Here is a 21874-nt window from a genome sequence, read left to right as displayed (position 1 = left end):
CAGAGCGGACATTACTATTTTGCTCTTACAGCAAACGGTCGAATATCTTGTAAAAACACCCTCGATGGTGATATATTCTGTCATCTCGTCCGGGCAGACTTGCTAAGTTGTCCGGATTTCCGGTTGGTAAGCAAACGGAAATGGGCTCTTCTGGCCCATTTTTTTTTCTCGGGTGAAACATGGTGGATCTGGAAGCCTTGGTCGAGCAGGTGGTCTCAGGCATGGGGTTCGAGCTCGTCGATTTCGAAGTCTCGCCCCGGGCGCGCATCCTGCGCGTGTTCATCGACATCGAACGCGGTGTCACCGTCGACGACTGCGCCACGGTGAGCGATCAGCTGCAGCGTGTCTTCGAAGTCGAGGACATCGACTACGACCGGCTGGAGGTCTCCTCGCCGGGGCTCGACCGGGTGCTGAAGAAACCGCGCGATTTCGCCCGTTTCGTCGGTTCTCAGGTCCAGCTCAAGCTGCGCGAACCCTGGCAGGGGCGCAAGAACCTGAAAGCGGAGCTGCTGGGCATCGAAGCGGATCGGGTGCGCGTGGCGAGCGAGCTGGGAGAGCATGAATTCGCGCTGGCGGAGATCGATCGGGCCCGCCTCGTTCCTCAATTCGATGGCTTTGGAGGTAAGAAGCAATGAGTCGCGAACTGCTGTTGCTGGTCGATGCGCTGGCCCATGAAAAGAACGTCTCCAAGGACGTGGTCTTCGCCGCCCTGGAAGCGGCGCTCGCCTCTGCCACCAAGAAGCATCTGCATGAAGACGCCGACGTGCGCGTGGAGATCGACCGCTCCACCGGCACCTATCGCGCCTGGCGGCGTTGGCTGGTGCTGCCCGATGCCGAGGTGACCAACGACGAGCGCGAGATGGGGCTCATCGACGCGCGCGAGCTCGATCCGGACATCCGCGTGGGGGACTACCTCGAAGAAGAGATTCCGGTGCAGGATCTCGGGCGGATCGGGGCGCAGACGGCCAAGCAGATCGTGCTGCAGAAGATCCGCGACGCCGAGCGCGAGCAGATCCTCGAAGAATTCCTCTCGCGCAACGAAACGCTCGTCTCCGGTACCATCAAGCGCATGGAGCGCGGCAACGCCATCGTCGAGATCGGCCGGCTGGAAGCGCTCCTGCCGCGCGAGCAGATGATCCCGCGCGAGGCGCTGCGCGTCGGTGACCGCATCAAGGCGGTGGTCATCCGGGTCGACCGCAGCGGCCGTGGGCCCCAGCTGATCCTCTCGCGCACCTCGCCCGAGCTGGTCGTCAAGCTCTTCGAGCTGGAAGTCCCCGAGATCGAGGAGGGGCTCATCGAGATCAAGGGCTGTGCCCGCGATCCCGGCCTGCGCTCCAAGATCGCCGTGCATTCCAAGGATCCGCGGCTCGATCCGGTGGGCACCTGCGTGGGCATGCGTGGCTCGCGCGTGATGGCGGTCAGAAACGAGATCGCCCAGGAGCAGATCGACATCATCGTCTGGTCGCCCGACCCGGCGCAGTACGTGATCGCCGCGCTGCAGCCGGCCGAGGTGCTCTCCATCGTGGTCGATGAAGAAAAGCACGCCATGGACGTGGTGGTCGACGAGGCCAATCTGGCGATCGCCATCGGCCGCGGCGGGCAGAACGTGCGGCTCGCCTCCGAGCTCACCGGCTGGATCATCAACCTGATGAGCCAGGCCGAGTCGCAGCAGAAACAGGAGGAAGAACGCCAGGCTCTGCGTGCGCTCTTCATGGAGAAACTCGACGTGGACGAGGAGCTGGCCGATCTCTTGATCGACGAGGGTTTCTCTTCGCTCGAGGAGATCGCCTACGTGCCGCTCTCCGAGATGCTGGCCATCGAGGGGCTGGACGAGGAGACGGTGCAGGCGCTGCGCGAACGCGCGCGCACGGCGCTGCTCAGCGAGGCGATCGCCATCGAGGAAGCGCTCGAAAAAGTGGAACCGGCGCTCTTGGCGCTGGAGGGAATGGACAAGGATCTGGCCGTGAAGCTCGCCCGACAGGGCATCACTCGGCTCGACGATCTGGCGGAACTGGCGACCGACGAGCTCGCCGAATTGACCGGCATCGACCATGAGCGCGCCGCCGATCTGATCACCAAGGCGCGCGCACATTGGTTCGAGTAAGGGGGTAGTAGGATGGAAGCAAAAAACGTCAAGGAATTCGCCGACGAGCTCAGGCTCGACGTGCAACGCCTGCTCGACCAGTTTCGGCAGGCGGGAGTGGAGAAGAATGGTGCCGAGGATCCCGTCACGGCCAGGGACAAGGCGCAGCTGCTCGCCTTTCTCAAGCGCCAGCACGGCGAGAACACCGGCGGCAAGATCACGCTTACGCGCAAGGAAACCACCGCCCTGAAGGCCACCGACGCCCAAGGCCGGGCGCGCACGGTGCAGGTCGAGGTGCGCAAGAAGCGGGTGCTCGTCAATCGCGATGAAGTGCTGGCCAAGGCGAAGGAAGAGCAGGCCAAGGTCGAGGCGGCGCTGAAGGCGGCGCAGGCGGTGGAAACGGCGGCGCGTGCCACGACTCCTGTCGCCGAAGAGGCCGCTCCTGCCGTGCGAGCCGAGACCGCCCCCCAGGCCGAGACCGCGCCGATCTCCGTCGAAGCGCAACCCCTTCCCAGCGAGGCCGCTGCATCCGTCGCCGAAGAAAAGCCTTCGGCGGAGGAAACTCCCGCAGAGGTTGCCGAGCCAGTCGCGACCGAGGCGTCTGCCGTGGCGGCGCCGGCCGAAGTCGCAGCGCAAGCGCCGGCCGTCGCCGAGTCCCGCGCCGCCGGGCCTCAGCTGGCTCCTTCGGCGCCCAAGACGAAGCTCACGCGGACCGCGACCCCGGCGGCCTCCATTTTGTCGCCTGAAGAGCTCGCGCGCCGGGAAGCCGAAGCGAAGCGCCAGGCCGAACTGCGCGCCCGCCAGGAGGCCGACCTGCGTGCCAAGCGCGAGCGTGAGCTCGCCCGCCAGGCGCGTGCCCAGGCGCAGCTGCAAGAAGAAGCGGCGAAGGCCAGAGAAGCTGCCGAGGCGGCTGCCGCAGCGGCCGCACCCGCTCCCGCGGTGACCAAACCGGCTACCGAGGAACGTCCGACCCTGCACAAGGCGAAAGACAAAGAGAAAAAGGTCGAGAAGAAGGCCGATGAACGCGCGCCCAGCAAGCGCGGCGGGCTCAAGGTGCGGGCACTCGACGACGGCAGCGCCGGCTGGAAAGGCGGCGGCAAGGGAGGCAAGGCCGGAAGGCGTGCCGCCCGCGGTACCGAGTCGCACGCGCAGCAATTCCAGGCGCCGACCGAGCCGGTCGTGCGCGAGGTGCATGTGCCCGAGACCATCACCGTGGCCGAATTGGCGCACAAGATGGCGGTCAAGGCTACCGATCTCATCAAAACCATGATGAAGATGGGCATCATGGCCACCATCAACCAGGTCATCGACCAGGAAACGGCCATGATCGTGGTCGAAGAGATGGGGCACAAGGCCGTGCCTGCCCGCCTGGACGAGCCCGATGCCTTCCTTGAGGAAGTCGGCACGCAGCACTACGAAGAAAAACCGCGTCCGCCGGTGGTCACCGTCATGGGCCACGTCGACCACGGGAAAACGTCGCTGCTCGACTACATCCGCCGCACCAAGGTGGCGGCGGGCGAAGCGGGCGGCATCACGCAGCACATCGGGGCGTATCACGTGGAAACGCCGCGCGGCACCATCACCTTCCTCGACACGCCGGGCCACGAGGCCTTCACGGCCATGCGGGCACGGGGTGCGCAAGCCACCGACATCGTGGTGCTGGTGGTGGCGGCCGACGACGGGGTGATGCCGCAGACGCGCGAGGCGATCCATCACGCGCGCGCCGCCGGTGTGCCCATCATCGTGGCCGTCAACAAGATCGACAAGCCCGACGCCAACCCGGAACGGGTGCGGCAGGAACTGGTGGCCGAAGGGGTGATCCCCGAGGAATACGGCGGCGACACCATGTTCTACAACGTCTCGGCCAAGATGGGGCAGGGGATCGACGAGCTGCTCGAAGGCATCCTGCTGCAGGCCGAGGTGCTGGAGCTCAAGGCGCCGGTCGAAGGGCCGGCGAAAGGCATCGTGCTGGAGGCGCGCCTGGACAAAGGCCGCGGTCCGGTGGCGTCCGTCCTGGTGCAGAGCGGCACGCTGCGCAAGGGCGACGTCGTGCTCGTCGGCTCCACCTGGGGCCGGGTGCGGGCCATGCTCGACGAAACCGGCAAGCCGGTCGACTCGGCCGGTCCGTCGATGCCCGTTGAGATCCTTGGGCTGGAAGACGTGCCGCAGGCGGGCGAAGAGTTCGTCGTGCTGCCCGACGAGCGCAAGGCGCGCGAGATCGCCCTCTATCGCCAGGGCAAGTTCCGCGAGGTGAAGCTTGCCAAGCAGCAGGCGCTCAAGCTGGAGAATCTCTTCGAGCAGATGAGCGAGGGCGAGGTGAAGACGCTGCCCATCATCATCAAGGCCGACGTGCAGGGTTCGCTCGAAGCGCTCAAGCAGTCGCTGGAAAAACTCTCCACCGACGAGGTCAAGGTGCAGGTGATCCACGGTGCCGTGGGCGGAATCAGCGAGAGCGACGTGAACCTCGCACGCGCTTCCAACGCCATCATCATCGGCTTCAACGTGCGCAGCGACGCCAGCGCGCGTAAGCTCGCCGAGAGCTACGGCGTGGACATCCGTTACTACAACATCATCTACGATGCGGTCGACGAGATCAAGGCGGCCCTGAGCGGCATGCTCTCGCCCGAGCGCAAGGAAGAGATCATCGGTCTGGCCGAAGTGCGCCAGGTCTTCCGTGTGCCCAAGGTCGGCACCGTGGCCGGCTGCTACGTGCTCGAGGGCACGATCCGGCGTGGCGCCAGGGTGCGCGTGCTGCGCGACCACGTGGTCATCCACGAAGGCGAGCTCGATTCGCTCAAGCGCTTCAAGGAAGACGTGCGCGAGGTCAAGGCCGGCTACGAGTGCGGCCTGTCGGTCAAAGGCTACAACGACATCCAGGTGGGCGACCAGATCGAGGTGTTCGAAGTGCGCGAAGTGGCGCGGGAGCTGGCATGAAGGGAGGAAACCGCACGCGCCTGCCGCGGGTGGCCGAGGGCATCCGCGAGGAGCTCGCCGAGCTGATCGCGCGGCACGTGAAGGATCCACGCGTGGGCTTCGTCACCATCACCGCCGTGGAGGTGAGTCCGGATTTCGCGCATGCCAAGGTGTACGTCTCCACGCTCGCCGATCCGGCCACCATCCCGGAGCTCCTCGAGGGGTTGCAGCACGCGGCGGGATTCCTGCGCCGCGAGCTCGGCCGTCGTCTGCGCATCCACACCATCCCGCAGCTCACCTTCGTCTACGACGAATCGATCGAGCGCGGCGTGCGCCTGGCGCATCTGATCGACGAGGCGGTAGCCAAGGAACCGGGAAGGGATGACGAGGGCGAAGACCGTGGCGCTTGACGGCGTAGCGCTGCTCGATAAGCCCGAGGGCATCACCGCGAACGCCGCGCTGCAGCGGGTGCGCCGTGCCTTGGGGGCAGCGAAGGCGGGGCATACCGGTACGCTCGATCCCATGGCGACCGGTCTCATGCTGCTCGCCTTTGGCGAGGCGACCAAGTTCGCCCAACGCTGGCTGGAAGCCGACAAAGTCTATCTCACGCGCGTGCGCTTCGGCGTGGCCACCAGTACGGGAGACGCCGAAGGCGAGGTGATCGCGCGCGCGCCGGTTTCTTTTGGCGCCGAGGCGCTGCAGGCGGTGCTGCCGCGTTTTCTCGGCACCATCGAGCAGGTCCCGCCCATGGTCTCGGCCCTGAAGCACGAAGGCAAGCCCTTGTACCGCTACGCCCGCGAGGGGGTAGTGATCGAGCGGGCGGCCCGGCCGGTGACGATCCACGAACTGCGCCTCATCGAGTGGGACGAGGCACTCGCCGCGGCCACCCTCTACGCCCGCGTCGGCAAAGGAACCTACATTCGCACCCTCGCCGAAGACCTCGGCGCGGCGCTGGGGGTGCCCGCGCACATCGACCGGCTGCGGCGCCTGGCGATCGGCCCGTTTTCGCTCGAGGAGGCGAGGACGCTCACCGAATGGGAGGAAGCGGGGGAAAGCGGGCGGGAATGGCTCTTGCCGCCCGATGCCCTGGTGCGCGATCTGCCTTGCGTTACACTGGATGTGGCGCGCACCCAGGCGTTCCTTGCCGGTCAGCGCATCGGCCGGGCCGCGCTCGGCGACTCCCTTTCCTCCGGGATGGTGCGCGTCTATGGCAGCAATGACGAGGACAAGCCGCTTTTCATCGGATTGGGCGAATACGAGCCGACGCGGGGCTTGTCCCCGAAGCGCGTCATTGCTAATATAACGCCGCCTTCGTCGCGTGTTCCGGTCATCCCGGCCGAGTGATCCCTTCCGGATCGCGGCCTGTTCCATTTTTTTGCGTTCAGATTCACGAGAGAGAACCACATCCATGGCGCTAGACAACGCAACCAAAGCCCGCATCATCGCGGAATACAAACGCGGCGACAACGACACGGGTTCGCCCGAAGTGCAGATCGCATTGCTTACCGCCCGCATCGAGGGGCTGCAGCCGCACTTCGGCGCGCACAAGAAGGATCACCACTCCCGCCGGGGGCTGCTGAAGATGGTGTCGCAGCGTCGTCGACTGCTCGACTATCTCAAGCGCACCGAACCCGAGCGTTACCTCGAGCTCATCAAGCGGCTCGGCCTGCGTAAGTAATTCCCTCTTCCGGGCCGATCGCTGTCGTCCGGCTAGGCGAGGGTCGGCCCTCTCACCGAGAAAGGATCGTCCCTTGCCTACTGCCATCAAGAAAACCTTCACCTACGGTCGTCATCAGGTCACGCTGGAGACGGGCGAACTCGCCCGTCAGGCCTCCGGCGCCGTGCTCGCTTCCATGGACGACACCGTGGTGCTCGCCACCGTCGTCGCCGCCAAAGACGCCAAACCCGGGCAGGATTTCTTCCCGCTCACCGTCGACTACATCGAAAAGTTCTACGCTTCCGGGCGCATTCCCGGTGGCTTCTTCAAGCGCGAAGGCCGCCCCTCCGAGAAAGAGACGCTCACCTCGCGCCTCATCGACCGGCCGATCCGCCCGCTCTTCCCCGAAGGGTTCTACAACGAGGTGCAGATCGTCGCCACGGTGCTCTCGCTCAATCCCGAGGTGAACGCCGACATCGTGGCGATGATCGCTTCCAGTGCGGCGCTCGCCATCTCCGGAGTGCCCTTCCACGGGCCGATCGGCGCCTGCCGCGTGGGCTATCTCGACGGTCAGTATGTCCTCAACCCCAGCGCGAGTGAGCTCGAGAAGAGTGCGCTCGACCTGGTGGTGGCCGGCACCGAGAACGCCGTATTGATGGTCGAATCGGAAGCGCAGGAGCTGCCCGAAGACGTGATGCTCGGCGCCGTGGTCTTCGGTCACGAGCAGATGCAGGCGGCGATCCAGGCGATCAACGAACTCGTCGAGGTCGCGGGCAAGCCCGCCTGGGACTGGAAAGCCCCAGAGCCCAACGAGGCGCTGGTGGCGCGCATTCGCGAGCTCGCCTTCGCCGAGCTGGAAGAGGCCTTCCGCATCACCGCCAAGCAGGCGCGCAACGAGCGGCTCAAGGCGATCCGCGCGCAGGTGATCGAGAAGGTGCTCGCCGAGTTCGATCCGCTGCCCTCCATCCCCGACATCGAGGACATCCTCTTCACGATGGAAGCTTCCATCGTGCGCGGACGCATCCTCGCCGGAGAGCCGCGCATCGATGGGCGCGACACGCGCACCGTGCGCCCGATCGACATCCGGGTCGGGGTGCTGCCGCGCACGCACGGCTCCGCGCTCTTCACCCGCGGCGAGACGCAGGCGCTGGTGGTGGCCACGCTCGGCACGGGGCGCGACGAGCAGATCATCGATGCGATCGCGGGGGAATACCGCGAAAGCTTCATGCTGCACTACAATTTCCCGCCGTTCTCCACCGGTGAGACGGGGCGCGTCGGCTCGCCCAAACGCCGCGAGATCGGCCACGGCAACCTCGCCAAGCGGGCGCTTGCGGCCGTGCTGCCCAAGCAGGAAGATTTCCCCTACACCATCCGGCTCGTGTCCGAGATCCTGGAATCCAACGGTTCGAGCTCCATGGCCACCGTGTGCGGCGGCTCGCTCGCGCTGATGGACGCCGGCGTGCCGACCAAGGCGCACGTGGCGGGCGTGGCCATGGGCCTCATCAAGGAGGGCAACCGCTTTGCGGTGCTCACCGACATCCTGGGTGACGAGGATCACCTCGGCGACATGGACTTCAAGGTGGCCGGCACCGAGCGCGGCGTGACGGCCCTGCAGATGGACATCAAGATCCAGGGCATCACCAAGGAGATCATGCAGGTGGCGCTCGCCCAGGCGCGCGAAGGGCGCATGCACATCCTGCAGCTGATGCGCCAGGCGATGGGCGAAGCGCGCGGCGAGGTCTCGGCCTACGCGCCGCGCATGATCCAGATGAAGATCAACCCCGAGAAGATCCGCGACGTGATCGGCAAGGGCGGTTCGGTGATCCGGGCGCTGCAGGAAGAGACCGGCACCGTCATCGAGATTTCCGACGACGGCAACGTGACCATCTCCTCGTTCAGCGCCGAAGGAGCCGAAGAGGCCAAGCGGCGCATCGAGGAGCTCACGGCCGAAGTCGAGATCGGCAAGATCTACGAGGGTACGGTATTGAAGCTGCTCGATTTCGGTGCCATCGTCAACATCATGCCGGGCCGCGACGGGCTGCTGCACATCTCCCAGATCGCCGACGAGCGGGTGGAGAAGGTCTCCGACTACCTGCAGGAAGGCCAGAAGGTGCGCGTGAAGGTGCTCGAGACCGACGACCGCGGGCGCATCAAGCTCAGCCTCAAGGCGGTCAAGGAAGGAGAATGAGGCTTTGACAAGAAAGGCGATCGCGTTATAATGATCGCCTTTCCGGGGTGTAGCGCAGTCCGGTAGCGCGCTTGCTTTGGGAGCAAGATGTCGGGGGTTCGAATCCCTCCACCCCGACCACGCTACACCGGAATACTGCCTGGAACGGAATCTGCCCGTAGCTCAACCGGATAGAGCACCGGCCTTCTAAGCCGGGGGTTACAGGTTCGATTCCTGTCGGGCAGGCCACGCAAGGTTTTCGGCGGCGGCATTAGCTCAGTTGGTAGAGCACTGGATTGTGGCTCCAGGTGTCACCGGTTCGAATCCGGTATGTCGCCCCAGTTTTCATGAATAGGCCGGCCCTGCGTCGGCCTATTTTTCTTGACGGGTGCCCGATGACCGCTGAACTCATCGACGGAAAAGCCATTGCCCAGGCTCTGCGCCGCCGCATCGCCGAGCGCGTGCACGCTTTGCAGGAGCGCGGAGTCGTTCCCACGCTCGCCGTAGTTTTGGTGGGCGAGGATCCTGCCTCCCAGGTTTATGTGCGCAACAAGGTAGCCGCCTGCGCCGAGGTCGGAATCCGCTCGCGCAAGTATGAATTTCCAGCCGACGTCACCGTCGAACGGCTCTTGGCCTGCATCGACGCCTTGAACGGCGATGCCGAGGTCGATGGCATCCTCGTGCAGCTGCCACTGCCGCCGCACATCGACGAGACTCTGGTGCTCGAGCGCATTGCCGTAGCCAAGGACGTCGACGGTTTTCACGCCGAGAACGTGGGGCGGCTGGTGCAGGGCCGGGAGTGCTTCTGGCCCTGCACGCCGCACGGCGTGATGCAGCTGCTTGCCTGGGAAGGCATCGAGCCGCAGGGGATGGACGCGGTGGTGGTGGGGCGTTCCAACATCGTCGGCAAGCCCATGGCGCTCATGCTGCTCAACGCGGGGGCGACGGTGACGGTGGCGCATTCGCGCACGCGGGAGCTCGCCGCGCACACCCGCCGCGCCGATCTGCTGGTAGTGGCGGTGGGTAAGCCCGAATTCATCACGGCCGAGATGGTCAAGCCCGGGGCGGTGGTGATCGACGTGGGCATCAACCGCCTGCCCGACGGTCGACTGGTGGGGGACGTGGCCGCCGAAGTGCGTGAGGTCGCCAGCCGGATCACACCCGTGCCCGGCGGCGTGGGGCCGATGACGATCGCCATGCTGCTGGAGAACACCTTGCTCGCAGCCCAGCGCCGCCGGGGGATCGCACCGTGAATGGAGAAGTCCTGCGCTACGGCGCCGGAGCGCCGCTCATCGGCGTGGTGATGGGATCTTCTTCCGACTGGCCGACGATGCGCGCCGCGGCCGAGGTGCTGCGCGAGTTCGAGGTGCCTTTCGAGGCGCGGGTGGTGTCGGCGCACCGCACGCCGGATCTGATGTTCGCCTACGCCGAGACGGCGCTCGAGCGGGGCTTGCGCGCGATCATCGCTGGCGCCGGCGGGGCGGCGCACTTGCCGGGGATGCTGGCGGCGAAGACGACGGTGCCGGTGCTGGGCGTGCCGGTGGAGTCGCGCGCGCTGCACGGGCAGGATTCGCTGCTCTCCATCGTACAGATGCCCAAGGGCGTGCCCGTGGCCACCTTCGCCATCGGCGCGGCGGGAGCGGCGAACGCGGCGCTCTTCGCCGTGGCGATGCTCGCCGCCACGGACGAAGTGCTCGGGCAGCGGCTTGCCGATTTCCGCCGCCGCCAGAGCGAGGCGGTGCTCGCCATGCGCCTGGAGCCGCTGGAATGACGGTCGGGCGGATCGATGCGCCGGCAAGGCTGGCGATCCTGGGCGGCGGGCAGTTGGGGCGTTTCTTCGTGCGGGCGGCGCAGGAGCTGGGCTACGCGGTCTGGGTGCTCGATCCCGATCCCGAGGCGCCGGCCGGGCGCATCGCCGAGCGCCATCTGTGCGGGGCCTACGACGACGAGGCGCTGCTCGCCGAGCTCGCCGCGCATTGTGCCGCGGCAACCACTGAATTCGAGAACGTGCCCGCTACGAGCCTCGCCCGTCTCGCCCAGTCCATGCCCGTGCGTCCCGGCGCGGCGGCGCTCGCCGTCTGCCAGGATCGCATCGAAGAGAAGTCCTTTCTCGCGCGCCACAGCCTGCCTCATGCCCCTTTCTTCGCCGTGCGTACGGCAGAAGACCTCGAGCGCGCACCCGAGTCGCTTTTTCCCGGGATTCTCAAGACGGCGCGCTTCGGCTATGACGGCAAGGGACAGGCGGCGGTCGCTGATCGGCAAGAGGCGCAGGCAGCCTTTGCCCGCTTCGGGCGCGACTGCGTGCTGGAAGCGCGGCTCGCCCTGGAGGCGGAGCTCTCGGTGGTGCTTGCCCGCGGCGCCGACGGGCGCATCGCCGCTTTCGCGCCCGGGCTCAACGTGCATCGCAATGGCATTCTGGATACCACCTTCGCCCCGGCCCCCTTGCCGGCGACCGTGCTGCGCGAGGCCGGCGAGATCGCCGAGGCGCTCGCCGAGGCGCTCGAGTACGTCGGCACGCTGGGAGTGGAATTCTTCTACGCCGACGGCAGGCTCTACGTCAATGAGATGGCCCCGCGGCCGCACAACAGCGGGCACCATACGCTGGATGCGCACCGCGTCTGCCAGTTCGAGCAGCAGGTGCGCGCACTGTGCGGTTTGCCGCTCGCCGTGCCCGAGGCGCATTCGCCGGCGGTGATGGTCAACCTCTTGGGCGAAGCATGGTTCGTGGGCGAGACGCTGCGCGAGCCGCCCTGGCACGAGATCCTCTCCCTGCCGGGCTTGCGGCTGCACCTCTACGGCAAGCGTGAGGCGCGGCGAGGACGCAAGATGGGTCATTTCACCGTCACGGCGGCAACGCTTACCGAGGCGCTTGCCGTAGCGAGCGAAGCGCGGCAACGTCTGGGGCTGCCGCCGCTGCCGCCCTTGCCCCGATGAGCGCGCGCATCCTATCCCCCAGCGAAGAGGCTCTGGCCGAGGCGGCAGCAAGGCTTCGCGCCGGCGAACTGGTGGGGCTGCCGACCGAGACGGTCTATGGCCTTGCCGCCGACGCGCGCAATCCCGCGGCGGTACGGCGCATCTTCGCTGCCAAGGGACGGCCCAGCGATCATCCCCTCATCGTGCATCTGCCTTCGGCCGAACACCTGCCGCAGTGGGCGCGCGACATCCCTGAAGAGGCCTGGACGCTCGCGCACCGTTTCTGGCCCGGTCCTTTGACCCTGGTGCTTCGGCGCAGCGATGGGGTGCCGCTGGAGGTGACGGGGGGGCAGGAGACGGTGGCGCTGCGCGTACCGGCGCATCCCGTGGCCTTGGCGCTGCTGCGCGCCTTCGGCTCGGGGCTCGCGGCACCCAGCGCCAACCGCTTCGGCCGGGTGAGCCCGACCACCGCCGCCGACGTGCTCGAGGAATTGGGCGAGGCGGTGGCGCTCGTGCTCGACGGCGGCCCCTGTCCGGTGGGGGTGGAATCGACCATCCTCGATCTCTCCCGCCTCGACACCGTGGGTCCCGTCATCCTGCGTCCTGGCGCGATCGGCGCCGAGGAACTGACCGAGGCGCTGGGGCGTCCCGTGGCGATGGCCGATGGCGGCGCGCCGCGCGTCTCGGGCTCGCTTCCCGGCCATTATGCGCCGGCGACGCCGGTGCGCCTCGTCGCAGCCGGGGAGATCGAACCCGTCGTGACCCAGCAGCTCGCCCAGGGAAAACGCATCGCCCTGTGGAGCAGGCATCCCGTTGCCGCCTCGCAGGTGGTGTGGCAGGAACTGCCCGCCGCGCCCGAAGATCTCGCCCGCCGCCTCTACGCGCAGCTGCGCGCCTTCGATCGGCTCGGGGTCGACGAAATCGTCATCGAACGTCCGCAGGGGAAAGAGCCCCTGGTGCGGGCGCTCGCCGACCGTCTGGAGCGCGCCGCGCGCGGCTCCGGCGGGCGCTGAACCTTTGCTCATCGAGGAGCCGTTTCGATCATGACCGTCCGCACGCGTTTCGCTCCCAGCCCCACCGGTTATCTGCACATCGGCGGTGCGCGCACCGCGCTCTTTTCCTGGGCCTATGCCCGCCACCACGGCGGTGCGTTCATCCTGCGCATCGAGGATACCGACCGCGAGCGCTCGACGCCCGAAGCGGTCCAGGCCATCCTCGACGGCATGCACTGGTTGCAGCTCGACTACGACGAAGGGCCCTATTACCAGACGCAGCGCATGGAGCGCTATCGCGAGGTGATCGCGCAGATGCTCGCGGCCGGCACCGCCTACTACTGCTACATGAGCCCGGAGGAGCTGGAAGCGCTGCGCGAGGCGCAGCGGGCCCGCGGGGAGAAGCCGCGCTACGACCGGCGCTGGCGTCCCGAGCCCGGCAAGACCCTGCCGCCTCCGCCGCCGGGGGTGCGGCCGGTGGTGCGCTTCAAGAATCCACTCACCGGCACCGTCGCCTGGGACGATCTCGTCAAGGGGCGCATCGAATTCGCCAACGAGGAACTCGACGACTTCATCATCGCCCGCGCCGACGGCACGCCCACCTACAATTTCTGTGTGGTGGTCGATGACTGGGACATGCGCATCACCCACGTCATCCGTGGCGACGATCACGTTAATAATACGCCGCGCCAGATCAATCTCTACCTTGCGCTCGGCGTGCCCCTGCCGCAGTTCGCCCACCTGCCGATGATCCTGGGGCCGGACGGGCAGAAACTGTCGAAGCGCCACGGGGCGGTGTCGGTGATGCAGTACCACGAAGACGGCTATCTGCCGGAAGCGGTGATCAACTATCTCGCCCGCCTGGGCTGGAGCCATGGCGACGACGAGATCTTCACCCGCGAGCAGTTCGTCGCCTGGTTCGACCTCAAGGACGTCAATCCGTCGCCCGCGCGCTTCGACTTCGACAAGTTGCGCTGGCTGAATGCCCACTACATCAAGCAGGCCGAGGTGCGCCGGCTCGCAGCCGATTGCGCCGAGCGGCTCGCACGGCGCGGCGTCGCGGTTACTGACACGGCGGCGCTCGAACCCGTGGTGGCGCTCTACCAGGATCGGGTGCAGACTCTGGAGGAACTGGCCGACTGCGCCGAGCCGTTCGTGATCGAGGTGCACCCCCTGCCCGAGCTGCGGGAAAAGCACCTCGACGAGGAAGCGCGCCGGGCGCTCGCCGAGCTCCGTCGCCGGCTCGAAGCGATTCCGGAAGAAGAATGGCGGCGCGAGCGGCTCGCCGCAGCGATCAAGGAAACGCTCGCCGCGGCCGGCGTGAAGATGCCCAAGCTCGGCATTCCGCTGCGGGTGGTGCTGCTGGGCGTGCCGCAATCGCCGGCGCTGGAGGCGGTGCTCGAAGTGCTGGGGCGGGAACGTACGCTTTCGCGGCTCGAGCGCGCCCTCTGAGCGCGCGGCCATGGCGGGGATCCTCGAACTCACGCCGGCGCGCCTGCAGTGGCGCGAGGGCGTGCCGGCGCACGGCGACTACGACGACGTCTATCACTCGGTACATGGAGCGCTCGCCCAGAGCCGGCACGTCTTTCTCGGCGGCACGGGGCTGCCGCAGGCGTGGGCGGGGCGGGCACACTTCGCCATCCTGGAGACGGGATTCGGGCTGGGAGGGAATTTTCTCGCCACCTGGGCTGCCTGGCGTTCGGATCCCCGACGCGCGCAGCGGCTCGATTTCGTCTCTCTGGAAAAGCATCCACTCACGGCCGAAGACTGGCGCTGCGTATGGGCGCACGGCGAACCCGAACTTCGCCCGCTCGCGCAGGCGCTGGCCTCGCGTCTGCCGCCGCTCGTGCCGGGCATCCACACCCTTGAGCTCGACGAGGGTCGGGTGCGGCTCTTTCTCGTCTATCACGACGCTGCGACGATCGGAGAGATCGAAGGCCGGTTCGACGCGGTCTATCTCGACGGCTTCGCGCCGGCGAAGAATCCCGCCATGTGGTCGGAAGCGCTCATCGCCGAGGTGGCGCAGCGCATGAAACCAGGCGCGCGCCTTGCCACCTGGTGCGCGGCGGGCGAGGTGCGCCGCAGGCTCGCCGCTGCGGGCTTGAGCGTGCATCCGGCGTCCGGATTTGCCGGCAAGCGGGAGATGACCGTCGCCTGGCGCGAGGGAGTGCTCGCCGAGGAGCGCCGTCCCGGACGGGTGGCAGTGATCGGCGCGGGCGTGGCAGGGGCGAATCTCGCCCATGCGCTCGCACGCCGCGGCGTGCCGGTCACGCTCTTCGAACGTGAAGCGTCGCCGGGACAGGGCGCTTCGGGCAACCTCGCCGGGGTGCTGCGCTGGCTGCCGAGCGCCGATGACAATCGCCTCTCGCGCTGGACGCGCGCTGGCACGCTCGCCGCCCACGCCATGCTGCGCGAATGGGAAGCGCAGGGGATCGACGCCCCTTGGGGACCGAGCGGGGTGGCGCACCTGGCACGCGACGAAGCGCAGGCGCGCAAGCAGCGGATAGCGCTCGAGCGCCTCGTCCCGCCGCCCGAGGTGTTGACCTGGCTCGATGCGGCCACCCTCTCGGAGCGCATCGGCTGGCCGGTGGATCAAGGCGGATGGTGGTTCGGCATCGGCGGCTGGATCGGCCCGCAGCGCTGGTGCCGGCGCCTGCTCGAACTCGCCGGCTCCTGTCTTACCTTGCGCTGCGCCACGGCGGTGGGCTCGCTCGAGCCGTGCGCGCCGGGTTGGCGCGTGCGCGACGCCGAGGGGAGCGTCCTGGAAGAAGTCGATGCGGTGGTGCTCGCTGCTGGCGCGGAAGTCCCTTCGTTCGCCCAGGCGGCCAGCCTGCCGATCCGGCCCGCGCGCGGCCAGGTGTCGCTCGCACCGGCCGAGGCAGGTTCGCCGCCCCGGGTGACGGTATGCCGCAACGGCTACGTGACACCGGAAGTCTCGGGGCAGCGCGCCTTCGGCGCCACGTTCGCCGTGGGCGACACGGACCCCGCCGTGCGCCCTGCCGATCACCGGGAAAACCTCGTCAAGCTCGAGGCGATCCTGCCCGGCTATACGGCGGGGCTCGATCCCGCTTCGCTCGAAGGGCGGGTCGGGTTTCGGCCGGCGGTGCCCGATCGCCTACCGGTGGTCGGGCCCGTGGGCGATGCACCGGGGCTCCTCGTGCTCTCGGGGTTTGGTGCGAGGGGGCTTGCCTTCGCGGTGCCGGCCGCGCGGCTTGCCGCGGCCCTGCTCTGCGGCGAACCCTGGCCGCTCGAGCGCACTACGGCGCTCGCAGCCGATCCGGCACGCTTCGCCCGCCGCTGAATCGCTTTACTCCTCCGGCCGCATGGCGGGGAAGAGGATGACGTCGCGGATGTTGGGACTGTCGGTGAGCAGCATCACCAGCCGGTCGATGCCGATGCCGCAGCCGCCGGTGGGCGGCATGCCGTATTCGAGTGCCCGGATGTAATCGGCGTCGAAGTACATTGCTTCCTCGTCGCCGGCCTCTTTTGCCCGCACTTGCGCGAGAAAGCGTTCGGCCTGGTCTTCCGGATCGTTCAATTCGGAAAAACCATTGGCGATCTCGCGCCCGACGATGAAGAGCTCGAAGCGCTCGGTGATCTCGGGATTGGTGTCGCTGCGGCGCGCGAGCGGCGAGACTTCGGCCGGATAGTCCACGATGAAGGTCGGCGACCAGAGTTCGGCTTCCGTCGTCTCCTCGAAGAGCGCAAGCTGTAGCGCGCCCAGGCCCATGTCGGGTTTGACCTCGACGCCCAGCTCGGTGAGCTTGGCGCGTAGCCACTGGGGATCCTCGAGTTGGGCGCGGGACCAGCCAGGATGATGTTTCTGGATCGCCTCGACGATGGTGAGCCGCGCGAAAGGCTGCGACAGGTCGAGCTCACGCCCCTGGTAGAGGAAGCGCTCCGAGCCCAGCGCCACGCGCGCCGCATGACGGATCAGCCCTTCGGTGAAATCCATCATCTTGCGGTAGTCGCTGTAGGCTTCGTAGAACTCCATCATGGTGAATTCGGGATTGTGCCGCGGCGAGATCCCTTCGTTGCGGAAGTTGCGGTTGATCTCGAAAACCTTCTCGAATCCCCCCACCACCAGGCGCTTGAGGTAGAGCTCGGGGGCGATGCGCAGGTACATCGGTATGTCGAGCGCGTTGTGGTGGGTGACGAAAGGCCGGGCGTTGGCTCCACCGGGGATGGGGTGCAGCATGGGCGTTTCGACTTCGAGAAAGCCGTATTCGAGCATGTAGTCGCGGATCGCCTGGATGAGTCGGCTACGTGCGACGAAGCGCCGGCGCGTTTCCTCGCTCATGATGAGATCGACGTAGCGCTGGCGGTATTTCAGTTCCTGGTCGGCGAGTCCATGGTACTTGTCCGGTAGCGGGCGCAGGCTCTTGGTGAGCAAGCGGATCGATTCGGCGTGGATGGTGAGCTCGCCGGTGCGCGTCTTGAAGAGATGGCCTTCCACGCCGACGATGTCACCGATGTCCCAATGCTTGAAGTCTTCATAGACTTCGGCCCCGACGGCGTCGCGCGCCACATACACCTGGATGCGGCCGGAGAGATCCTGGATCGTGATGAAGCTCGCCTTGCCCATCACGCGCTTCAACATGATGCGGCCGGCCACGACCGCAGCGGGCTTGAGTTCCTGCAGTTTTTCCGGCTCGGCTTCGCCGTAGGCTTCGTCGAGCTTGGCGGCGAGGTTGAGCCGCTCGAAATCGTTGGGAAAGGCGGGGCCGCGTACACGCAGCGCCGCGAGCTTCTTGCGCCGTTCGGCGATGATGCGGTTCTCGTCGGCAAGGGAGAGAGGCTCGGAATTCATCGGTTCCGTCATTGGAGGGCTCGGGATCTGGGCGAACGAAAGGGGGAATTTTCGCATTTCCGCAGCCGGAGGGCAAACGGAGGGGACCTCTGCTGGAGAAAGGGTGACATCTCACCGACCTCGATGATAAGCTTCTAGCACCAGAGAATGAAATCATGGAGGATGAAATGGCATCGGAGCAGATCGGGATTTGCGCCCTGCAGCTCGACAGACGCCTGGATGATCTGCCGGTCGTTTTCTATCGCCTCGTTTCGTCCTGTGATGCCGAAGACGAAAACCCCGTAAAAATCACGCGCCGTGGCGCGGCCTGCTTACGCCGAAGCAATGCCAACGTGCCAATGACCGATCTCGGGGCATGGAAATTGGTGGCGCTGCACCCATTGCAAGCCGCAGAGGGCGAGTGGGATGGGCAGCACTTCTCGGCAGAGGATCCAACGCAAGGAGCATTGCATGCCGCCGATCCCGACGAGCGTGAGGCCCTGCGGCGTCTCCTCAATGTCGCGCTCTACGAGGGGGTCAGGGCAACGCTGGATGCCGGAACAGATCGGAAATCGAGACAGGTCGTGTATGGCCTGGGCCATTCGGTCGAGATCATCGATTCCGTTCCGTCAGAACGTGTCCGCCTGCCGCGCGACGCGTATCTCGAAGTATTCAAGACGGTTCGGCTCACCCCCGAAGTGCTTCCCGACGGTACCGGCATCGTCTTCTTTCATATCCAGCATCGTTTGATGCCCAAGGACTACGTCACCCTCGAATGGGTCATCCGGCACCGCCCCCATTGGCTCGGAGGAATCCGCCGGGTCCGCCATCGCTATCGGGAAAACGGCAGGGAAGAAGCCACGGCCGAATTGCTTGGCATCGCGGAGGAGAACGCCCTGTCGACCTTTTCCGGTCCGCAAGGAGAGATCAGCTATTTCGAATATCATCGGCTTCGGGGCCGCATCCGGGAAAATGAGCTCGAAGAAGTGCGCCGCAGCACCGTCGTACGGCTACGTTATCCAGGGGGAAACAGCAAACCAAAGGAGTGGAAACACCTGGCGGCCCTGCTTCGTCCCCTGTTCGACTTCGAAACTCTGCAGGAGATCGACGGCGAGTTGCTCGGAAGCATTGCCAAACGGCTGCCCTGGTCGGTCGACGAACGTCTCCGAACGATCTCCGAGTTTTTGCAGGGAATCGAGGTTCCCCAGTTCGGTGCCCGCCTCGTTCCTCTAGCCGAAATGCAGGCGTCCGTTCGCCGCTGGTGTCCGGATATCCGCCTGCGCGTAGGAAAGTCGCGCCTTGCCACGAGCGAGCAGGCGGTGCTCACCCATGGTGCCTATCGCCCTATGAAGAAAAAACGCATCGTCTTCGTGACGATCGGTACCCCGTCGCAGCGCAGCGAGGAACACTTCTCCCAAGTGCTGGAGCGATGCCGCCACTGGTGCGGCGGTGGCATCGAGGGACAAGTCGCTCCGCCGGCAACGGATGCCCAGGAATTGGATCTTCGTCTGGAACGCAGATGCCCGAAAGATGCCGTCCTGCTCGTGGGGCTAGCGGCTGGCGCCGATAAGCGATCGGTTCGCGACGTGCTGTTTCGGCACGCGCTGCCCGTCCAGTTCATGCGCCTAGATCACCCGCCGAAGCGCTATACATCATCTTACTACAACAATCTTGCTGCCGGCGTATTCAGCAAGGGTGGCGGGGTGTTGTGCGCCATCGAGGACATGCCGGGTGAGGCGGATCTCTTTCTGGGGCTCGACCTGGGTGGTATTCATCAGAGAGTACCGGGTTTTGCCTTTCTTTTCACCCGCGACGGAGCCCAGCTCGGCTGGCAGCTGGCCGAAGCACAGTCGGGGGAGCGGATCGCCGACGAAAGCCTGAGGCTGTTGCTCGAGCGTAGCCTCGAGGCCTATCGCAAGGTTCATGGCGGGGAGGGGCCGCGGCGTATCGTGTTGCATCGCGACGGCAGATGGTACGAGTCCTTCGAGGTCATCGGTTCGTTCGAGCAGCGACATGGCATTGGCATCGACGTGCTCGAGGTGATCAAATCGGGTGTGCCGGTGCTCTATCGCCGGTTCCGTGACCAAGACACGGGACGAAAACGGTTCTGCAACCCCGGGGTTGGGGACGCATTCGAACTCTCAGGGCTCGACGAGGCGATCCTGTCAACGTACAGTGGCGCGGAGCTCGGCAAGGATTGGGGGGGCAAGGTGACGGTACGCCCCTTGCGCCTGCGTAAACGCTACGGCGACACTCCGCTCGAGATCCTTGCCCAGCAGGTCGTTCTGTTGAGCCGAATTCACGGCGCTTCTCTCTATCGGCATCCGCGTCTGCCGGTGACCACGCATCATGCCGACCGGTTCGCTTCTTTGCGCCGCGAATGCAACATCGACGACCTGTCGCGCATGGACCGTCTGTGCCCTGTCTACCTTTGACGCGTTCGCTGTCGCAGAACGGTACCCCCGTCAGCCTCGTGCAAGCGAAGCGTGCCAGAATCGGCTAAAGTTTTTTCGAGGGGAGCCGATAATCCCCAAAACACCGAGGAAAGAGGACATGGACTGGTTCTGGCGCGCCTACGACTGGGTGGAGCGAACGTTCTTTACCACGGTCACGAAGAAATTCTCGAGCTTTCTGCTCTTGCCGCTCATCGCTTCGGCGGGGTTCCTGCTGCTGCATTCGTTGCGGGCCAGGATCGACGAGCTGCTCTTGCGGCAGGGGAACGAGGCCTTGCGCGCCGAGGTGGCGGCGGTTTTCGCCGATGTCTTTGGCGAATTCGGGGTGCTCATGGTCGCGATGCTGCTCGTCGCCGTCGGCCTCATCCTCTACATGCGCCACCTCGTCGTGCGGCCGCTGCGGCGCATGACCGAGATTTTTCGCACCCTCAGCAACGACCGGCGCGAAGGGGATTTCTCCGTCGACCTGCCGGTGATGACGCACGACGAGCTGGGGGAACTTGCTAAAGCCTACAACGCTTTTGCCGAAAAGATGCGGGGCATCATCGCCGATCTGCGTCGCGCGAGCGTGGAAGTGGGAGGGGATGCGGTGCGCGCCGATGCCAAGGCGATCGCGGCCGAACGGCAAGCGCAGGCGCAGCTGCAGCTGGCCGAGGAGGTATTCGCCGCGAGCGAGCGCACGAGCGCCGCGATCGACGAAGTGCGGCAGCGCACCCTCGGGCTCGATGCCACGATGCGGAAAAACCTGGAGGAAGTCCTGGAATCGCTGCAGGAACTGCACTCGGTCGTCGAACGGGTGGGCGCCTCGCGCGAGCACCTGGTCGGTTTCACCGCCACCGTCGGGGAACTGGCGCAGCGCTCCGGAGAGATCCGCCAGATCGCGGGGCTCATCCGCGAGGTGGCCGATCAGACCAACCTGCTGGCGCTCAATGCGGCGATCGAGGCGGCGCGCGCCGGCGAGTACGGCCGCGGTTTCGCGGTGGTGGCCGACGAGGTGCGCAAGCTCGCGGAGCGGGTCAACCAGTCCTCGCAGGAGATCACGCGAGACATCGATGCCATGATCGGCATCGTACAGCAGACCCAGGCGCAAAACGAGGCGATCAACGCCGACATGGACGAGACGCAGCGCTCGATCGCCCTGGTGGAGGGTAGTTTCACCCGCATGGCCGAAGACTTCCGGCAAGGGCGCGAGAGCCTCGAAGAGATCGTCTCGGCCACGGATCACTTGATGCAGGCCAACGAGGTGGCCCACGGTCACGTCAAGGAAATCTCCGGGGTGAGCGCCTCGGTGCGCAACCTCATGCAGGAGACGCGCAGCGACATCGACGCTCTGACCGAACGCACCGAGACCATCCTTGAGATGCTGGCGCGCTACCGGGTCGGGCGCGGCCGCTTCGACCAGGTGGTGCGCGAGGAGCGGAGCATTCGCGACGCCATCCAGGCCCAGCTCGAAGCGATGGCGCGCGAGGGGATCGACGTATTCGACCGCAACTACCGGCCGTATCTCAATTGCGATCCGCCGAAATTCAAACTCGCCTGGAGCGACGAGTTCGTGCGCCGCTGCCAGCATCTGTTGGACGAGGGGCTCGCGCGGATCCCCGAGGCGGTGTTCGTGGTGGCCGTCAATACCGACGGCTACCTCTCGGCGCACAACGCGAAGTTCAGCAAGCCCCTCACCGGCGACAGGGAAAAAGATCTGGTGGGCAACCGCACTTACCGCAAGTTCGACAATCCCCGCGAGCTGCGCGCAGCGCAGAATACCGCTCCGGTGCTGATGCAGACCTACCGCCGCGACACGGGCGAGGTCCTCGTCGATGTCGCCATGCCGATCTACGTCGATGGCCGCCTGTGGGGGAACGTGCGCGTCGGCCTGCCGATCGAAGCCCTGAGCAAGGACTGAGCGCTGC

General features: G+C 66.2%; 16 protein-coding genes and 3 tRNA genes. 18 read left to right on the top strand and 1 reads right to left on the bottom strand.

The genetic code is table 11. The annotated features are described in order from the left end of the window. The first annotated feature begins 179 nt into the window (after positions 1-179). The 16 genes from rimP (at position 180) to mnmC (ending at position 16026) form a co-directional block, all read left to right on the top strand. Positions 180-635 carry a ribosome maturation factor RimP gene (rimP, locus tag OA56_RS08805; RefSeq protein ID WP_055423564.1) on the top strand — a complete coding sequence of 152 codons (456 nt, stop codon included), beginning with the start codon at positions 180-182 and terminating at the stop codon, positions 633-635. Further along, a complete protein-coding gene (nusA, locus tag OA56_RS08800) occupies positions 632-2104 on the top strand; it encodes a transcription termination factor NusA (RefSeq protein ID WP_141056004.1) in 1473 nt (490 codons plus the stop codon). Before rimP ends, nusA begins: the two co-directional genes overlap by 4 nt. Positions 2105-2116: 12 nt before the next feature. After that, positions 2117-5017 carry a translation initiation factor IF-2 gene (gene infB, locus OA56_RS08795; RefSeq protein WP_055423566.1) on the top strand — a complete coding sequence of 967 codons (2901 nt, stop codon included), beginning with the start codon at positions 2117-2119 and terminating at the stop codon, positions 5015-5017. Next, positions 5014-5406, top strand: a complete 393-nt coding sequence (gene rbfA / locus OA56_RS08790; RefSeq protein ID WP_055423567.1) for a 30S ribosome-binding factor RbfA — start codon at positions 5014-5016, stop codon at positions 5404-5406. Before infB ends, rbfA begins: the two co-directional genes overlap by 4 nt. Next, positions 5378-6340, top strand: coding sequence for a tRNA pseudouridine(55) synthase TruB (truB, locus tag OA56_RS08785; protein WP_055423568.1), 963 nt, complete (start codon positions 5378-5380; stop codon positions 6338-6340). The genes rbfA and truB overlap by 29 nt, the downstream gene beginning before the upstream one ends. 64 nt (positions 6341-6404) lie before the next feature. After that, positions 6405-6674 carry a 30S ribosomal protein S15 gene (rpsO, locus tag OA56_RS08780; protein WP_055423569.1) on the top strand — a complete coding sequence of 90 codons (270 nt, stop codon included), beginning with the start codon at positions 6405-6407 and terminating at the stop codon, positions 6672-6674. Between the two features lie 73 nt (positions 6675-6747). After that, the gene (gene pnp, locus OA56_RS08775; protein WP_055423570.1) at positions 6748-8841 is read left to right on the top strand and encodes a polyribonucleotide nucleotidyltransferase; all 2094 of its coding nucleotides are present in this window, start codon (positions 6748-6750) and stop codon (positions 8839-8841) included. Positions 8842-8884: 43 nt separating this feature from the next. Continuing rightward, a tRNA-Pro gene (locus OA56_RS08770) sits at positions 8885-8961 on the top strand. A gap of 31 nt (positions 8962-8992) precedes the next feature. Beyond that, positions 8993-9069, top strand: a tRNA-Arg gene (locus tag OA56_RS08765). A gap of 16 nt (positions 9070-9085) precedes the next feature. Continuing rightward, a tRNA-His gene (locus tag OA56_RS08760) sits at positions 9086-9161 on the top strand. Positions 9162-9215: 54 nt separating this feature from the next. Beyond that, a complete protein-coding gene (folD, locus tag OA56_RS08755) occupies positions 9216-10073 on the top strand; it encodes a bifunctional methylenetetrahydrofolate dehydrogenase/methenyltetrahydrofolate cyclohydrolase FolD (protein ID WP_461584727.1) in 858 nt (285 codons plus the stop codon). A 50-nt stretch (positions 10074-10123) separates the two neighbouring features. Next, the gene (gene purE, locus OA56_RS08750) at positions 10124-10591 is read left to right on the top strand and encodes a 5-(carboxyamino)imidazole ribonucleotide mutase (protein WP_461584732.1); all 468 of its coding nucleotides are present in this window, start codon (positions 10124-10126) and stop codon (positions 10589-10591) included. Beyond that, positions 10588-11754, top strand: a complete 1167-nt coding sequence (locus OA56_RS08745; RefSeq protein ID WP_461584725.1) for a 5-(carboxyamino)imidazole ribonucleotide synthase — start codon at positions 10588-10590, stop codon at positions 11752-11754. Before purE ends, OA56_RS08745 begins: the two co-directional genes overlap by 4 nt. Then, entirely contained in the window at positions 11751-12746 is a 996-nt protein-coding gene (locus OA56_RS08740) for an L-threonylcarbamoyladenylate synthase (RefSeq protein ID WP_055423573.1), read from the top strand. Before OA56_RS08745 ends, OA56_RS08740 begins: the two co-directional genes overlap by 4 nt. 30 nt (positions 12747-12776) lie before the next feature. Continuing rightward, positions 12777-14177 carry a glutamate--tRNA ligase gene (gene gltX, locus OA56_RS08735; protein ID WP_461584723.1) on the top strand — a complete coding sequence of 467 codons (1401 nt, stop codon included), beginning with the start codon at positions 12777-12779 and terminating at the stop codon, positions 14175-14177. A 10-nt stretch (positions 14178-14187) separates the two neighbouring features. Beyond that, positions 14188-16026, top strand: coding sequence for a bifunctional tRNA (5-methylaminomethyl-2-thiouridine)(34)-methyltransferase MnmC2/FAD-dependent 5-carboxymethylaminomethyl-2-thiouridine(34) oxidoreductase MnmC1 (gene mnmC / locus OA56_RS08730; protein ID WP_461584721.1), 1839 nt, complete (start codon positions 14188-14190; stop codon positions 16024-16026). Between the two features lie 6 nt (positions 16027-16032). Here mnmC and lysS read toward each other — a convergent pair whose 3' ends face one another. After that, positions 16033-17535: a lysine--tRNA ligase gene (gene lysS, locus OA56_RS08725; RefSeq protein WP_461584719.1), complete on the bottom strand. Its 1503-nt coding sequence runs from the start codon at positions 17533-17535 to the stop codon at positions 16033-16035. Positions 17536-17690: 155 nt separating this feature from the next. Between lysS and OA56_RS08720 the strand changes: the two genes are divergently transcribed. Both OA56_RS08720 and OA56_RS08715 read left to right on the top strand, forming a co-directional pair. Continuing rightward, complete coding sequence (locus tag OA56_RS08720; protein ID WP_461584717.1) at positions 17691-19949, top strand: argonaute PAZ domain-containing protein; 2259 nt, start codon at positions 17691-17693, stop codon at positions 19947-19949. Positions 19950-20067: 118 nt separating this feature from the next. After that, positions 20068-21867, top strand: a complete 1800-nt coding sequence (locus OA56_RS08715) for a methyl-accepting chemotaxis protein (RefSeq protein WP_141055998.1) — start codon at positions 20068-20070, stop codon at positions 21865-21867. Positions 21868-21874 lie beyond the last annotated feature (7 nt).

This window comes from Tepidiphilus sp. HLB4, from assembly GCF_054823945.1.
Note: the sequence above shows the minus strand (reverse complement) of the source record. Positions and strands in the feature narration are given on the sequence as shown.

Bases quoted from the DNA above. Each gene is read 5' to 3' on its own strand.
- OA56_RS08715 (WP_141055998.1), top strand. From the start codon at position 20,068: ATGGACTGGTTCTGGCGCGCCTACGACTGGGTGGAGCGAACGTTCTTT.
- OA56_RS08720 (WP_461584717.1), top strand. From the start codon at position 17,691: ATGGAGGATGAAATGGCATCGGAGCAGATCGGGATTTGCGCCCTGCAG.
- rpsO (WP_055423569.1), top strand. From the start codon at position 6,405: ATGGCGCTAGACAACGCAACCAAAGCCCGCATCATCGCGGAATACAAA.
- truB (WP_055423568.1), top strand. From the start codon at position 5,378: ATGACGAGGGCGAAGACCGTGGCGCTTGACGGCGTAGCGCTGCTCGAT.
- infB (WP_055423566.1), top strand. From the start codon at position 2,117: ATGGAAGCAAAAAACGTCAAGGAATTCGCCGACGAGCTCAGGCTCGAC.
- purE (WP_461584732.1), top strand. From the start codon at position 10,124: ATGGGATCTTCTTCCGACTGGCCGACGATGCGCGCCGCGGCCGAGGTG.
- lysS (WP_461584719.1), bottom strand. From the start codon at position 17,535: ATGAATTCCGAGCCTCTCTCCCTTGCCGACGAGAACCGCATCATCGCC.
- gltX (WP_461584723.1), top strand. From the start codon at position 12,777: ATGACCGTCCGCACGCGTTTCGCTCCCAGCCCCACCGGTTATCTGCAC.
- rimP (WP_055423564.1), top strand. From the start codon at position 180: ATGGTGGATCTGGAAGCCTTGGTCGAGCAGGTGGTCTCAGGCATGGGG.
- mnmC (WP_461584721.1), top strand. From the start codon at position 14,188: ATGGCGGGGATCCTCGAACTCACGCCGGCGCGCCTGCAGTGGCGCGAG.
- OA56_RS08745 (WP_461584725.1), top strand. From the start codon at position 10,588: ATGACGGTCGGGCGGATCGATGCGCCGGCAAGGCTGGCGATCCTGGGC.
- nusA (WP_141056004.1), top strand. From the start codon at position 632: ATGAGTCGCGAACTGCTGTTGCTGGTCGATGCGCTGGCCCATGAAAAG.
- folD (WP_461584727.1), top strand. From the start codon at position 9,216: ATGACCGCTGAACTCATCGACGGAAAAGCCATTGCCCAGGCTCTGCGC.
- rbfA (WP_055423567.1), top strand. From the start codon at position 5,014: ATGAAGGGAGGAAACCGCACGCGCCTGCCGCGGGTGGCCGAGGGCATC.
- OA56_RS08740 (WP_055423573.1), top strand. From the start codon at position 11,751: ATGAGCGCGCGCATCCTATCCCCCAGCGAAGAGGCTCTGGCCGAGGCG.